General features: G+C 63.9%; 10 protein-coding genes. All 10 read left to right on the top strand.

Annotation, left to right across the window (positions count from 1 at the left end; genetic code table 11):
- The first annotated feature begins 4 nt into the window (after positions 1-4).
- Positions 5-946: a protein DpdG gene (gene dpdG / locus ACOGXQ_RS07725; RefSeq protein ID WP_419946826.1), complete on the top strand. Its 942-nt coding sequence runs from the start codon at positions 5-7 to the stop codon at positions 944-946.
- Complete coding sequence (dpdH, locus tag ACOGXQ_RS07720; protein WP_419946825.1) at positions 943-3,957, top strand: protein DpdH; 3,015 nt, start codon at positions 943-945, stop codon at positions 3,955-3,957. Before dpdG ends, dpdH begins: the two co-directional genes overlap by 4 nt.
- Positions 3,958-4,208: 251 nt before the next feature.
- Entirely contained in the window at positions 4,209-4,691 is a 483-nt protein-coding gene (locus ACOGXQ_RS07715; protein ID WP_419946824.1) for a hypothetical protein, read from the top strand.
- Positions 4,691-9,079: a protein DpdJ gene (gene dpdJ / locus ACOGXQ_RS07710; protein ID WP_419946823.1), complete on the top strand. Its 4,389-nt coding sequence runs from the start codon at positions 4,691-4,693 to the stop codon at positions 9,077-9,079. The genes ACOGXQ_RS07715 and dpdJ overlap by 1 nt, the downstream gene beginning before the upstream one ends.
- The gene (dpdK, locus tag ACOGXQ_RS07705) at positions 9,076-9,612 is read left to right on the top strand and encodes a phospholipase D-like domain-containing protein DpdK (RefSeq protein ID WP_419946822.1); all 537 of its coding nucleotides are present in this window, start codon (positions 9,076-9,078) and stop codon (positions 9,610-9,612) included. The genes dpdJ and dpdK overlap by 4 nt, the downstream gene beginning before the upstream one ends.
- Positions 9,603-11,765, top strand: a complete 2,163-nt coding sequence (dpdD, locus tag ACOGXQ_RS07700; RefSeq protein ID WP_419946821.1) for a protein DpdD — start codon at positions 9,603-9,605, stop codon at positions 11,763-11,765. Before dpdK ends, dpdD begins: the two co-directional genes overlap by 10 nt.
- 278 nt (positions 11,766-12,043) lie before the next feature.
- Positions 12,044-12,322 carry a DUF3467 domain-containing protein gene (locus tag ACOGXQ_RS07695; protein WP_419946820.1) on the top strand — a complete coding sequence of 93 codons (279 nt, stop codon included), beginning with the start codon at positions 12,044-12,046 and terminating at the stop codon, positions 12,320-12,322.
- Positions 12,319-12,564: a hypothetical protein gene (locus ACOGXQ_RS07690; RefSeq protein ID WP_419946819.1), complete on the top strand. Its 246-nt coding sequence runs from the start codon at positions 12,319-12,321 to the stop codon at positions 12,562-12,564. The genes ACOGXQ_RS07695 and ACOGXQ_RS07690 overlap by 4 nt, the downstream gene beginning before the upstream one ends.
- A gap of 74 nt (positions 12,565-12,638) precedes the next feature.
- On the top strand, positions 12,639-13,811 hold the full coding sequence (locus tag ACOGXQ_RS07685) for an aminotransferase class V-fold PLP-dependent enzyme (protein WP_419946818.1): 1,173 nt from the start codon (positions 12,639-12,641) through the stop codon (positions 13,809-13,811).
- 165 nt (positions 13,812-13,976) lie between these two features.
- Entirely contained in the window at positions 13,977-15,233 is a 1,257-nt protein-coding gene (locus ACOGXQ_RS07680) for an ATP-binding protein (protein ID WP_419946817.1), read from the top strand.
- Positions 15,234-15,302 lie beyond the last annotated feature (69 nt).

Raw genomic sequence — 15,302 nt, 5'->3', positions numbered from 1 at the left:
ACGCATGGCACTGTTGAACCCCCCAGAACTGCGCGTCAGTGTCTTGGTGATCATCACCGGCTATTTGGCTGCATGCCACGGGCGGCGCGAACGACGTGACCGTTTGGTTGACGTCTTGGCGCCCGCGGGCCTGTCGAGAGACGGCAAGCACCAGAACGACGTCCTGGTGAACTTGACGTGCGCACGAGAACTGGGTCTCGTCGATGTCGAAGACAACGTCGTTCGCTTGGCGCCCGAAGCCTGCAAACCGGCGGGCGAGAGTGCGCAGGCGATGGCCGCGTTCATTCGCCGGCGCGTTTTGGCACCGGAGTCCAACACGGCCGCATGGGGCAGCCAGCAGGGCGCTCGTGACTTGACGAACGCGCTCGCCTGGTTTCTGCAGTTCGCTCCAGCAGACGCCCCGACGGGATTCGAGGGAGGCAAGCGCAACGCTGCGGAATTGCAGACTGTCGATTTCGGCAGGCGACATGAGGCCAGCAGCGCAGCCGACGATGAGGAAGTGGGCGGTGTTAGCGGCTGGCCTATCGCCAACGACACCCGATGGCGGACGTTCCGTCGCTGGGCCTGCTCGCTCGGCTTCTGCTGGCCGTCGCCGTCGGGTGACCTGATACCGGATCCCACCCCGGCTGTGCGCGCCGTGCTTCCTGACGTCTTTGCCGAGACGAAGGTGCTTCCCGGCCCCGCCTTCGTTCGTGCGCTGGGCTGGCAACTGCCGGTGCTCGAGACAGGTGAGTTCAGAGCATTCGTGAACGCGCACCGCGCTGAACCGCGTGAGGACACGGAACTGCACGGCAGCGGTGCACGGCTCAGTTCCGCCACCACCGATGCCGTGAGGCGACTCGAGCGCGAGGGCCTTATCAGACTGGACGATCATGCCGACGCCGAGAGACTGACTCTGTTCGACGGCACGACCGCTTCGCATGTCCGGACGGAGAGCGGGCAGTGAGCGATTTCGTCAACTATGTGTGCTGGTCTGATGCTGGCGTGCTCGCGTCGGCGCCGCGCGATGCCGCCTCGCTCGAAGCGGGCCACTTCCGAGCCGTCCATCATCCGCTGCGAGCCAAGCGCGGACGACTCGAACTGGGGCACGGCGCCGACGGCGTCCTCGTCGACGAGCAGGAGGTGACCGATGCGCTGCGCAGTGCCATCGGCCCCGATGGCTATCTGCTCATCCCGGTCGTCGGCGGTTCTGGCACCGGCAAGTCGCATCTCGTGCGGTGGGTGTACGAGCAAACGCGGGACACGCCGGGATGGGAGACGCGCTATCTCGCAAAGAACCGGACGAGCATTCGGCGCGTCGTGGAGCTGGTGCTCGAAGGGATGAGTGGGTCCGCGATCGATGCGGCACGTGAAGCACTGGAGTCTGCTCCCGCTCACTCCGAGAATGAGGAGACCCTCGGGCAGAGGCTGCTCGACGAGCTCGCGCTTGTTGTCGCGGAGGAACCGGTCTTCCAGTCCGATGCCGACCGTCGCAGCGCTGAGATGCGGGAGAAGCTCCGAAGAGAATTGCCCGATGTGCTCCGTGATCCGGTGGTACGCCGCCGCTTGATGTCCGCCGATGCCGTGATCCCGCGACTCATCGGCCTCGCACGCAGCGGACGGCGAGACGACGACGGTCTTGACGACGCCGCACGCGTCCTCGAAAGCGACCTGCCGCTGACCTTCGATGACATCGGTCACGCAAGCCGCGGAGCGCGCAAGGCACTGCTCGGCCTCGGCAACCTCCCCGAGTTGCGCCGAGCGGCGCTGGAGATCATCAACGATGCCCTGCCGCGGGCCGTCAAGCGCGTGTTTCTGTCAAACAGCATCGACTTGATTGCTGTGTTTCGCGATATCCGTCGTGAACTACGCGACCAGGGCAGGGAGTTGGTGCTATTCGTCGAGGATCTGACTGTGCTGCATGGCGTCGAACGCGAGTTCCTCGACGCGATCGTGGAACCGGCATCCTCGCCCGACGGAGACCTGTGCCGCCTGAGAGTTCTCTTCGCAATCACGAGGGGACACTTCGACAGTCTCGACACCGTGCGCACGCGATGCAGCGACGCGTACTGGTTGGATTCCACCTATGGAACCGATGGAGTCGACTTGGAGGAGGCCCTGTCATTCCTCGGGCGATACCTCAATGCCTGTCGCTTGGACCCGCAGCAAATGGAGCGTGAATGGGGTGGACGCACAAATGGCACTTGGCCAGCAAATGCCTGCGACGCCTGCGGTCACCACGACACATGCCATGAGTCCTTTGGCGCAAGCAACGAAGGCTATGGTCTCTACCCTCTCAACAGGACTGCTATCGACAGAATGATCAGTAGTCTGTCACTACAGCGATTTGACCCGCGCCAAGTGGTCAAGGCAATCATTGAGAAGTTTCTCCCACTGAGCAAGGCAGAACTCGAGTCGGCGTCCTTTCCGTCGCGTGAACTCATGGGCGATTTCAATAGCTCCAGCACGCCGGTGCGACCGGAAGTCGTGCACAAGTTGCAGCGTGAGCATGGCAACGAATGGGAGCGTTTCGATACGTTGCTGAGGTATTGGTCAGAAGATCGCGAGAAAATCGCGGGATCCACGTCAACTGTCTTCGGCCTCAGGCCATTGGAACGACACACGGCCGAGGTCGACAAGAGGCGTACACCGGTTGATCGCAATGAGACTCGGCAGGACAGAACGTCCCCGCGGGCAGCGACATCTGAAATCGTCGGCATTCGGGCCCGACTGAAGCCTGATCAACTGCGCGCCTTTGACCAATTGCAGTCATGGGTTGGGCAAGGACATGATCTGACACTGCAGGTTACAAATCTCTTGAAGACGCTCATTCACCGTGCCGTAGCCGAAGCGCTTGATATGAGTGAATCTCCGTTCAACCTTGGCAGCGATTTGCTCGACGAATGTTTCAAGCGTGACTCGCACATTTATCTCGAGGGCACACGGAGGAGCCAAGCAGACCCAGCAGACGCGATCATTCGTGTGCAGCGCGACACGGAAACGGCAGTGGCATTGGCTGGCTTGATTGTTCACCAAGCCACAGCTCAGTCAGACGATCCGGATGACGATCAGCATCGCCGTGCGTTGGCACGCTATCTGGAAGAATGGACGCGTGATGTTGCGTCTGCTCTGAGTCAGATAGCGTCAACTGAGGCGTCCACGGTTGTCGAGGGCCTGCTGATTGCTTCCTTGGTGTGTGGTGATTGCGAGGGCGCCCAACAATCTCATGACTATCTGAGCCATATGTTCCGCAAGCCTGACACAGGTTTAAGTGCTCCGCATTCGACTGAGTGGCAGAGTGCTGTCGACCAAGCTGAGGAAGTATATTCACGGATGCGCCGGAAAGTTGAAGCTCATCTCGGTGAGTCTCGTGGCAGGACTGGCGGCATTCGAGCATTGCGTACGGACCGCATGCTGCCGTACGTTGATGAGGTTCTGGCACGATTGAACAGCGGCGATCTGTCCTCTGCAGACGCTTCTACGAATCGCTTTCTTCGCACAGTCGATCGAGCAATCGAGAAGGAGTGGACCTTCCTGTGCGACCACGCGAGAGCCGCTGCCCCGCTGTTGGAGAGCGACCAATCGTTTGACCATCAGGTTGATCTAATCAAAGAGTTGGCTGAGGCGGCGATACGTGCTGGTCGGTTCAGCGGACTTGGCTCGATGAAAGATATCGAGACAGCTTCCGGCAATCTGCCGACTGGCACGTTGAGCGCGCTTCGAGATGTCGCCGACGCAGAGAGTCGCGAATACACACTTACTCAGCGGATCCAGTTGCTCTCGGGCGCAACGCCAAGAAAGGTGGCTGCGGCCAGCGAATTCGTGAAGCAAGCGACGGTCATGATGAACGCCATCGAGGCGGACTTGGATGCGCGGTCACCTAGTACTAATGCAGCTGACCAATTGGCCCTGACAGTGTCGAGCATCGAACAAGAGTTGTCCAAGTTGCTCGACGCAGCCCAACGAGTCGTGCAATGAACTTCTATGAGCGGGCGAGTTCGCTGAAGCTGCGTCTAGAGACATCGCAGCGTGACGATCAGTCTCAGGATCTGCAGCAGGGGGCGACAGCGCTATTGACGGACCTATGCGCAAGAACCGCGTTCCTCGAACAGATTGTCGGCCTGCAGGGCACTCTCGACCCCACAGAACGGCCCAAGTTGGACGAAGCGCGCCTGCGCAAGGCCGTAGGCGGCTTCAGATCGGCGCTCACTCAGTACAACGCTGCAGCAGTGCAGCAGCAGGCGGCAGCGACACTGCGCGACGTGACAGGGCGAATGGAAGATGGCCTTGCAAGGTGGGCGCATTCGAGGTGGCGGGCGTCGTTTGACGACTTGTCGCGCATTGCCGATGACGAGGGCATGCGGTCTATGGTTGGACCTCCCGCCAAGGTGGCCCGAGCGAGAAAAATCGCGTCCCACCTTCGTCTCGCTATCGAGAAGAATCCGATACGCGATGTCGACGCAATTCAGAGGACGCTCGGAGTCGAAGGTCTCGGAGCGTGTGCGGCCAAAGTACGGGAACTTGGCGACGAATTGCGAGCGTTGGTTAACGATCTGCAACGAAGCCAGGCCGAGCTGCCACTCGAGGTGCAGCAGGTACTTGAACAGGCAGATCGCGACGCAGGCTTTCCTTTGGAAGACATGACGGAGGAGTTGCTGAAAGCGCTTCGAGAGGCAGGCGTGCTGGTCGAGTTTGTCGTTCGGCGCAGCTGATGACCCGCGAGCGCCTGCTGGGCGTTCTCAGCGAACTGGAAGCCAGCGAGTTGCCGTTGCTGTCGTGGGGCGTGACGAACGGTTCGTTCGCGGAAGACGAACTGCTCAACTTGCTGGAGAAGATCGATCCGTCCGTCAACCCCGATGAGCTGCTGGAGGACCTGGAAGACGCCGGTCTGGTGTTCGGGCACGGGATGGCCCAGCCGCGGTACCGGACGCGAATGGCGGAGACCGTGCGCTTGGCGGGCAGTCTGCGGCAGTGGTTTCACGGACGCGACTGGCGAAGCGCGCCAAGCCTCGTGTCGGACATGCGCTTCCTGTCGCGCGCCCGGTCAGTGCCCAGACGGGAGATCGATGCGGAGAGCGCTGTGGGCCGACTGGCTGAGCGGCTTACGGATGCCTGGCGTCCCGAGCATGAGCGAGCGATCCGAGCCATCTTGGGTACACGCAGCGCGTCGATGTTTCAACTGGAGGCGACCGAGGCGCTCTTGCAGCGCGCCGGGCGGCGCGGAGGAACGTGCATAACGGCAGGTACCGGCGCGGGCAAGACTCTGGCCTTCTATGCACCGGCGTTGGCACATGTGGTCGCCAACCCACTGCCCGCTGCCGTTCCGCGCATCGTTGCCATCTACCCTCGCGTGGAGTTGCTGCGAGACCAGTTGCGAGCGTGCTTGGAAACCGTCGATGCGCTCGAGGACGCAGACGCGAAGCGAATACGCGTCGGCGTGCTCTACGGAGCAACGCCTGACGACCGCGGCGATGCCCAGCACAATCGTCGACGACAATGGCGCAGCCCCAACGGAGTGCTGATTGCGCCTTTCCTGAAGTGCCTCCAAGATGGCTGCGACGGCGACTTGGCGTGGCCTGAGTCGGATCGAACGGGCCGCTTGCTGCGCTGTGTGAAGTGCGCCAGCGACCTGACGCGGCTGGTCTTCACCCGCGACGAACTCCAGTCACGGCCTCCTGAAATCCTGTTCACGACCACGGAGATGGCCAACCGAAATCTTGGCGACACCCGTCGTCGCAAGCTGTTCGTGGGCGATGGACGCCGCTCGCCAGACTTCGTGCTGCTCGACGAGATACACACCTATTCCAGCACCCATGGCGCCCAGGTCGGACACCTGATCCGACGGTGGCTCGCGGCGATGGAGTCGCCGAGTCATGTAGTGGGCCTTTCCGCGACACTGGCTGACCCCGTCGGATTCTTCTCCGAACTCATCGGTGCCGAGACAGGCAATGTCCGCCTCGTGCGTCCAAGCGAGGACCAGATGCAGGAGGCGGGGCGCGAATACCTGCTGGCCCTGCGAGGCGACCCCGCGTCGCAGACAGCGCTGCTGTCCACGACGATTCAGTTCACGATGCTGCTGCGACGGATGCTCGACCGCTCGTCCGGCCAGCCGAGCGGCGGAACGTTCGGCTCGCGCGTCTTCGTCTTTACCGACCATCTCGATGTGGTCAATCGTCTGCATTCGCAACTCTCCGATGCCGAAGGCTGGGCCGCAAACGGCATAGATCACAAGCCCAGGGGCAGCCTGGCACTTCTGCGGTCGAGCGAGAGCGCCGACGGCGGCAGGTACGACGCAGGCCAGAGGTGGTCGGCGGCTGAGAAGCTCGAGACGCTCCAATCACCGGTTCGAGTAGGGCGGACCAGTTCGCAGGACGCAGGCGTCGACGACGAGAGCGATGTCGTGGTGGCCACAGCGTCGCTCGAAGTCGGTTTCGACGATCCCGAGGTCGGCGCGGTGATTCAGCACAAAGCGCCTCGCGACAGTGCGCAGTTCTTGCAGCGTCGAGGACGAGCCGGACGTGACCCGTCGATGCGCCCCTGGACTGCGGTGGTGCTGTCGGACTACGGGAGAGACCGTCTGGCCTTCGAGTCCTACGAAGCGCTGTTCGACCCGCGACTGCGGCCGGAGCATCTGCCGCTGCGAAATCGGGTGATCCTCAAGATGCAAGCCACTTGGTGGCTGCTGGACTACCTGTCGCTGAGATGCGGGGGTGTGGCGGTCAGGAAGCTGCTGGAGAAGCGACCCACCAATGCTCAGACGGAGCGGGCAGAGCGAGTGCTACGTGAGGCACGTGATCTCTTGAGAGCTGATCGGATCGAGCAGTTGGGCAAGGAACTGGGTCGCGCCCTGCGGTTGGACGATGCAGAGATACAAGCGGTGCTGTGGGATCACCCCCGCGCGATCGTGACCACGGTGCTGCCAACGATCATCAGGCGACTCCAAGCAGTGCGCCACCCGACTGGCGACTCGCGCGGTTACTTGTGGCGCGACCCGATGAACGACTTCCTGCCGCAAGCGCTGTTCTCGAAGCTTCAGACGCCGGAAGTGCGGGTGCTGCGTTGCGAAGAGGACGGACAGACCCACGATGTGGACACCGTGCCGATCGCGCAAGCGATGCGCGAGCATGCACCGGGCCGTGTGAGCTACCGGTACGCCTTGCGGGGCCGCCGCCAGCGTCTGTGGCTGAAGCCTCCTTCGCCATCCGCACCGTCGCTGCGGGTCGAAGATTTCTGCGAGGACTGGCTCGACGTGGATCAAGCGCCGGGCGTCGATCATGTGATCGTGCAGCCGCGAGCGATCACTTTGGAGACGCCGGAGGGTCGCACACCTGACACTGCCTATGGACGCTGGGACTGGAAAGTCGCGTTCCAGCCCCAACGCAGTCCGGCCCTCATCGATATACCGCACGGGGACCCGTGGGCACGACACGTCGTGCAGATGGAGGCATTCACCCACCGTGGGCGCTCGCCGCTGACGGTCTGGCGGTATGGCTGCGCGTTCGAAGTCGAACGACGAGACGCGACCCAGACTGCCCCCACCAGGCACGCCGTCACCGTCAGCGGCGACGAAGCCGCGGTCGGCTTCGTCATGGATGTGGATGGCGTACGGCTACGGCTTCGGCTGCCGACGGAGGTACCGCACGCGGGCGACCCTGCTGTTGAGCGAGCGCTTCGCACCGCGTACTTCGAGCATGCGGTGTGTACAGACCCGGTCGTCGTCGCAGGGGTCCCGTCTGTCTTCTTGCGAAAGTGGCTGGTACAACTGGCGGTGTCGGCAGCGGTGACGGCGAGCGCGGACGACTCGCCGCCCGGGGTTCGGCAGCTACGCGCTGAACGGCTCCGATCATCGATGGTCGAAGCGGCGCAGTCGGTGTTCAGCGCTGTGTATGTCCCAGAGTTATCCGATTCCGATGAGGAAGCTGCCGCCAGTGGGTTGGGCGAAGTCGGAGATCATGTCGATAAGGCGCCGCGCCTTGTTGCTGATGTGGAATCGGCCCTCGAGGATGGGCAAGTGCTGGAGCGTCTGTGCCAGCACCTCGCGACGTTGCGCCAACCGGTGCCTGCGACCGCACTGGCATGGGTGCAGGGCCGATTCGCTTCCACGGTGGCCGCCGGGCTGATCGAGGCGATGCAGGCAACGTGCCCAGATCTCGATATGGACGATCTGCGGCCTGATCTGGATGTCGAAGCAGGGCACGATGGCGAGCCGATTGCCGAGATCACCATCAGCGAGGATCAGCCTGGCGGAACCGGAGTCATCGAAGCGGTAGTCGACCGCATAAGCGAGGACCCGCGCAGGTTCTGGGCGCTCGTGTCGGGTGTCCTGGGGCCATGTGAGGGTGAGCGCGTGGATTCGAATCTGCGACTCTTCCTATCGCAACGGGACGAGGGCGCGCATCGCGAGGAGATACTCGGAGTTCGGTCCGCTCACAGTCTCGGCGCGGCGACGGCAGCGTGGACAGAACTGCGGTCCGCGCTCTTCGCGCACGGCATCGACGTTGACCAGTCGACACTTGGTGCGCTGGCCACGCGGCTACTACGTCCCGGCAGCGACGACGGAGTGGAACGGCTGTGCCGCAGTCTTCTGGATCGGTGGGACCGCCTTGAGGCCGATCTCGGGATTGAGGTTGAATTGCGAGTGTTCGCATATGTGGCCGCCCAGCAGGAGGACGTTCGGTCGATGTTGGGCGCTGTTGCCAACGGAAGCGTCGAGAGCGAGGACTGGGCTGTCGGCCAGTTGACGGGCTTGCTGTGGCCGCGCAGCGGGAGGCTTCGATCCGCGAGCTTGGCGGCATACAGCCCGTACACAGAACTGCCCGTGACCGAGCGACTGCTCGTCGAGCACTTCGTCTTGACGGCACCGCCGGCTGTCGACTTCGGCAAAGAGTCATGGCGGGAACTGCTGGATGGCCACTTGCTGCGATTTGGTACAGCAGCAGTCAACTGCGCCGACGACCGGGAGGCGGCGCAGGCGGTCAGGGATCTAATGGCGGAGCCGACAGTCGTCGAAGTGCTTGAGTTCTATCCGCGAGTTGTGGGTGTGGAGCGTTCGACGGCCGGGGTGCGGTTGCTGGTGGATCTGCGAGAGGCCCAGCAATGACCGTCAGGGGATTACGGACTGCTGCGTTCGCGTCGCGCGAGGAACTGGCGGATGCGCTCGCAAGCCTGTTCGTGGCCGAACTGCTGGCACCCAGCCAGCCTCTGTGGATCGTGACGCCATGGATTTCTGATGTCCAATTGCTTGACAACCGCTCCGGACGCTTCCGGGGGCTGGTGCCGACGCTGGCCAAGAGATGGCTGCGACTGAGTGAGGTGCTCGAACTCCAGTTGGCGCGTGGCGGCGGGGTCGTGGTGGCATGTCGGCCCGACACGCACAATTCGACGTTCGTAGAGCAGATCCGTCGCCGGGCGCAGAGCATCGGGGCCGAACGCCGACTGCGAGTCTGTGAGTCGGCTGAATTGCATGAGAAGGGGCTTCTGACTGACGCGGTTTCGCTGAGTGGCTCAATGAACCTCACCTACAACGGCTTGCGACGGCTCGAGGAGTCCGTGCAGTTCAACCGCGACCCCGACGCTGTCGCCCGAACACGCGCCGCCTACGTGCAGCGCTGGGGTGAGCCGGAATGGACTTGAGCGACCTGGCTGACGATGTCAAGGCGTTCTACGGGCCGTACAACGAGGTGACCCTGGATGAACTATCTAGTGAGTGGGTCGATCTGGTAGGCAGCCTCGGAGCACGGTGGGCTGCGGGGGCACGAACATTGCTGCCCGCGGTCGCCGGAGGGATGACCCGGTGGTACGGATTCGCTCCCGACCCGCGTGAGGGCCGCCTGCTCGTCGAAGAGGTGGAAGCGTGGCTAGCGCCGCCAATTGGCGCTCGGGCTCGCCGGGTTGAGGCGAGCGATGATGCCGTAGACGCCGCGGCACTTCGCGTCGCAGATGATGGTGTGCTCTTGAGAATCGACGTGGCGAAGGCATGGCGCGGCGACGCGCGGGCCAATGTTCGTTCGCTGCTCCGCGTGTGGCAGTCCGCGCCCGAGCGTGGGATGGATGCGCCGCGTCCTGTGGGACGGGTCTTGCGAGACTTCTATGCGGCTCTGGGCGCACGCGATCGGACCGCCGCGCAGGCCGCAGTCGACGAGATCAAGTCGCGGGGCCTGCTTTCAGCTACCAACGTGAAGTTCTTGCGGGTACAGGTCATCGGCACGCTTGGCTCCCCACAAGAGATGCGCGACGATCCGGAGTTGGCTGACATCGCAGCATTTCGTCGGCCGCCTGCGGTTACAGGTCACTTGGCGACGGCCGCAGATGCGCTGTTCATTACCCCAATGCTGGGTGGTGGTGGTAGTGCGGCGGAGGTGGCCTGGCGCGAAGTCGCTGTCAATGTCGAGAGCGTTTGGCCAGGGCTTGTCTCGCACCTGAGCCAAGTCGGCTCCGTCTCCGCAGCGCGTTGCCTGGCGCTGTCGGAGTCATTGGCATCAGCGCCGCGGCATGCGGTGCATGCGGCGCTAGAGGCCGGGTGGTCTGCCGATCCCGTGGTTGCCGCCGTGTTGGATGGCCTTCGCAGCGACATGACCGCACCGGCGCAAGCGACGATTGCAGGTCTTTGCCAGCGGGGTGAATTCGATGCGGTGCTGGCTGTTGCTGAGGGACTGTCGCTGAGCGAGGCGGATGGGGTGCCGGTGCTGCTCGCCGCATCGGAACTCGGAGATACCAGGTCCGCGGCACGCGCAGTCGCGCTGGTGGACGGAATGGACGACGCAGATCGGCGGCATCTGCTCAGCCAAGCCGTAGCGCGACACCGGTACGACCAGTTGGTGGCGACGAACGACGGCCCACAGGTACCACGCGATTGGCACGACTGGCTGACCGGCGACTGGCCTGATCGGCCCGATGTGCTGCGCGAATGGGCCGCCGGCTGGGACCGCGCGACTGTTCTGGACGGCGACCGAGCCGACGAGATGGCCTTGGCATTGATGGATGCACTGGCCGGCGAACAGCGGGGCCGGACCCGCAACGGGCTTCCGACCTTGGTCGAGTGGCTCTGCGGTTCGGACGGCCTTCAACCAGGAGATGTGGAACTGGCCGTCACCGTTCTGGATGTGATTCTCGAAGCAGACGGGGGGCGCAGTGAACGGCGGGTTGGGCTGCGCCTGGCGGAGGAGATTCTGAGTGCAGGATGTTCGACAAGCGAGTTTGGCGATGTGACGGAGTCGCTGCACAGGACCCTGTCGGGCCTCGGGAGCCGCGAAGCCGACTGGCTGATCGAGATGTTGGACATCCTGCTCTTTTCGGCCGTGCCCGACGAAGAGCCGCGGCGCGAACTGTTGGCAGCAGCGCACGGAACCGCCGTGCTGTGGCTTGAGTGGCTGACAGCAACTCAAGCGACGCTGCTGAACAAACTGTTCGTCGAAGCGGAACTGGACTTCCCTGTGCCGCCGCTTGACACCGAGGACGGCGATAGCCGCCGTCGACAGCGTCCGTTCCGCCGCATCGGCATCTACTCATTGGCAGAGTCTGCGGCGAGGCGAGCGCGTCTGTGGATTGAGGAGCAGTGGCCGAGTGTCAACATCACGCTCGCGCACGACCTCGTCAACAGCGATCGACTCGAGTCCATGGCCCGCAACTGCGACGTCGTCGTGGTGCAAACCAGCCACGCGAAACATGCGGCTGTCACGGCGCTGGAGGCCGCAGTAGGACCAGATGGCGACCTGCTGAGGGTGCACGGCCGGGGGGCAACATCGCTAGTGCGGGCACTGCTTGAACGGGCCGCTGATGCTGCCTGAGGACTGCGGAGCATGCCGTAGCATTGCCCTGTCCGCCCCGCTTGGTGGGCGCAGTGCTGCAGGCACTCCCACTCTGGATGAAGAGTCGTAGACCGGAGCGGTGTTGTCGATGGTGCTTTCGACTGCAGTGTCTCGTGCGGGCACAACTGTGCCTGCGTGTTCGCCCATCCGGCAACGCCCTACCTCAGGCTTGCCCTTGCCTGCTGCGTTGTTTGTGCCAGTGACTGCAATTGAAATTAATTGAAAAATACTGACGATACTGTTCTATGGTGCGTCGCATGGCAGCTGAGCCCGATTTTGTTTTTGATGAGCACGTGCCGAGTGGCGGCGTCTATGCCAACGACGCGCGGGTCTGGCATACGCGCCATGAGTTCACTGTGGACTTTCTGGCACCTTGGCTTCACCCGGTTCCTGTCACCGAATCGCAGCTCATCGTCGCCCGCGTCAGGATTCCGTCCACGGCGATGTTCGGTATTGTCCAGATCATGTCGAACGGCGTCGGCGACTACGAGGCGGAGCACCGTCGGCTCACACCTCCGCCGATGGAGGCGTCATGACCACCGATTCCGGCGAGCCGAGGCACCCCCGGCGCGTGGCTGGCAGAAGGGCCCCGCGCCACTTCACCGTGCCTGCTTCGGAATTCACGCCTGCAGACCAGAAGCCGCCTACCCGTGAAGAGTGGGATGCCCTCTGGCAGGAGATCGAGGAACGGGCTGAGCGGCACGAGCGGTACGAACGCGAGCGTCTTCAAGCGCTCGAACGCGAACGCCGAGAGCAAGATCGCCGCGAGACGGCGTAGCTGCGTCGTCAAGGGTCGCCGCAGGTCCGGGGCTTCCCTCCTCAAGCGTCCGATCGCGCCGTAGCGTGCCCCTCGTGACTGCGTGGCTGTTGGACCCAGAAGTGCTGCATCTCAATCACGGATCGTTCGGCGCGACTCCACTGGCGGTGCTCGAGGCGCAGCAGGCCATCCGCACTCGCATCGAGGCCAACCCGACTCGGTTCTTTCTCGAAGGCGAGTACCAGGAGTCACTGGACGAGGTCCGCCGTGTCGTCGCTCGCTTCGTGGGTGCCGACGAGGCGGGGCTCGTGTTCGTGACCAACGCCACGGCTGGGGTCAACGCGGTGCTGCGCTCGTTGGAGCCGAGCCTGTCAGGGGGCGACGAGATCCTGGTGACCGATCACGAGTACAACGCCTGCGCCAATGCGGCCGTGGTGTCGGCATCGCGTGCTGGTGCTGCCGTGACCACCGCAGCAGTGCCGTTCCCGCTGAAAGATCGCAGCGAGGTGGTCGATGCGGTGCTGAGCGCTGTCACCGACCGCACGCGTGTTCTGCTGATCGACGCGGTGACCTCCGCAACGGGTCTGGTCATGCCAATCGCCGAGCTCGCAGCCCAGCTGGAACCCGACGTTCGGGTGCTGGTCGACGCGGCCCACGCTCCCGGCATGATCGACTTCGACGTGACGAAGCTTGGCGCGTCCTACGTCACCGCGAACTGCCACAAGTGGATGTGCTCGGCAAAGGGCGCCGCATTCCTGTGGGTGCGGCCGGACCGGCGAGAGGGCGTGCACCACTCGGTCATCAGTCATGGGTACAACGGCGGCTGGCCGTCCGGCGGCGGCCACCTGCATGCTCAGTTCGATTGGACGGGCACCCATGACCCCAGTTCTTGGTTGACCGTGCCTGATGCATTGGCCGCCGTGGAGGCGATGCACCCCGAAGGCTGGCCGGGCGTCAAGGCGACGATCCGCGAGCTGTGCTTGGAGGGCCGACGCAAGCTCACCGAGGCGCTCGAGATCGAGGCACCTGCGCCCGATGACATGATCGGCGCCATAGCCAGCGTGCCGCTGCCCGCAGCGGACAACTCCGGTTCTGCCATCTTCGACCCGCTCATGGCGGCACTGCGAGACCGCCACGGCATCGAAGTGCCGGTGTTCACCTGGCCTGCGCCGCCCGAACGGGTGCTGCGCATCTCGGCCCATCTCTACAACCGCCACGAGCACTACGACCTGCTCGCCGAGGCGCTTGCAGCGGAAATGCCCGACTAGCGCGGCCGCGGGTTGCCTCATTGACAGCCGCGGGACGCGAACAGCCGTCGCGTGGCACAGTTGCAGAGTCCGAAGCAGTGGTCTTGCAAAGTCACGAGTCGATTTGTTGCAATTGCTGAAGCAAGGTTATTGCAATATCCGAAACAACCTGCTATCCCGGTTGTTGTGGAGTACATCCCGCGAATCGGGGACGGCGTTCTGGCCAGCCGGCTGCGCTCCGCGCCGATGGTGGTGGTCGAAGGACCGCGTGCCTGCGGCAAGACAGAATTGGCTCGACGCCAAGCCGCCAGCGTGGTGCGATTCGACGTAGATGGCGCGGCACGAGCTGCAGCCGAGTTGAACCCCTCGGCGATTCTCGACCTGCCGCGGCCGGTCCTGCTCGACGAATGGCAATTCGCGCCCAGCATCTGGAACCAGGCACGGCGCCAAAGCGATGACGCAGGCGGCGTCGGGCACTTCATCCTCACCGGTTCGGCAGTCCCCCCCGATGACCGGACTCGGCACTCGGGCGTCGGGCGGGTGTCCCGCTTCCGGCTGCGCCCGATGTCGCTGTTCGAGCTCGGCCATTCGACAGGCGAGGCGTCACTCGAGGCGCTCTTTGCCCGAGATTCAGGCCATGGCACGGGACGACCCGAACTCGCCCTTCCCGACGTCATCGAAATGGTCTGCCGTGGCGGTTGGCCCGCCACCGCCACCGCCGACACCGAGTCGGCTGTCGACTACGTGCGCGACCAGATCGAAGAGATCTGCCGTACCGACATCGCCAGCCTCGAAGGGCCTCGCCACGACCCGGTGCGGATGCGCCATCTGCTCGTCTCGCTGGCCCGAAACGTGGCAACCGAGGCGAGACTCGAAACTCTCAGTGCTGACGTAGCCGAGGCCGGCGAGACGATCACCACCGAGACCGTTGCGGCGTACCTCAGGTCGCTGCAGCGGCTCTATGTCGTCGAAGAGCAACGCCACTGGTCCGTCAGCCTGCGCTCTCGCTCGCGACTGCGCAAGTCGCCCAAACGCCACTTTGCCGACCCTTCTCTGGCCGCCGCCGCACTCGGCGCGGGGATGGCCCGCCTCGGGCGCGACATGGAGCTGCTGGGCCTGCTGTTCGAATCGCTCGTGGTGAGGGATCTTCGCATCTGTGCCGAGCCGTTGCGAGCGTCGGTCTTCCACTACCGAGACAACACGGGCTTGGAAGCGGACGCGGTGATCGAGCACCCCGACGGCAGATGGATCGCCGTTGAGGTCAAGCTTGGCGGCCAGCGTGCGATCGAATCGGCGGCGCGGAGCCTGTTGCGACTGCGGGATCGCGTCGATACCGATCGCACCGGCGAGCCGGCCGCACTCGTCATCGTCACCGCTACCGGGTATCCCTTGACGCGGCCGGATGGCGTGTCAGTGATCCCGGTAACGGCTCTCGGTCCCTGAAACTGCCGTGGCCCCCGGCGGCCTGTGCCCCGTCGCAGCGCTGCGGCAGCTGGGGCGAAGTGGCAGGAT

Origin of the sequence: Candidatus Poriferisodalis sp., from assembly GCF_965208485.1 — a bacterium.
GTDB lineage: Bacteria > Actinomycetota > Acidimicrobiia > Acidimicrobiales > Poriferisodalaceae > Poriferisodalis.
This window is presented reverse-complemented; position numbering and strand designations above follow the sequence as displayed.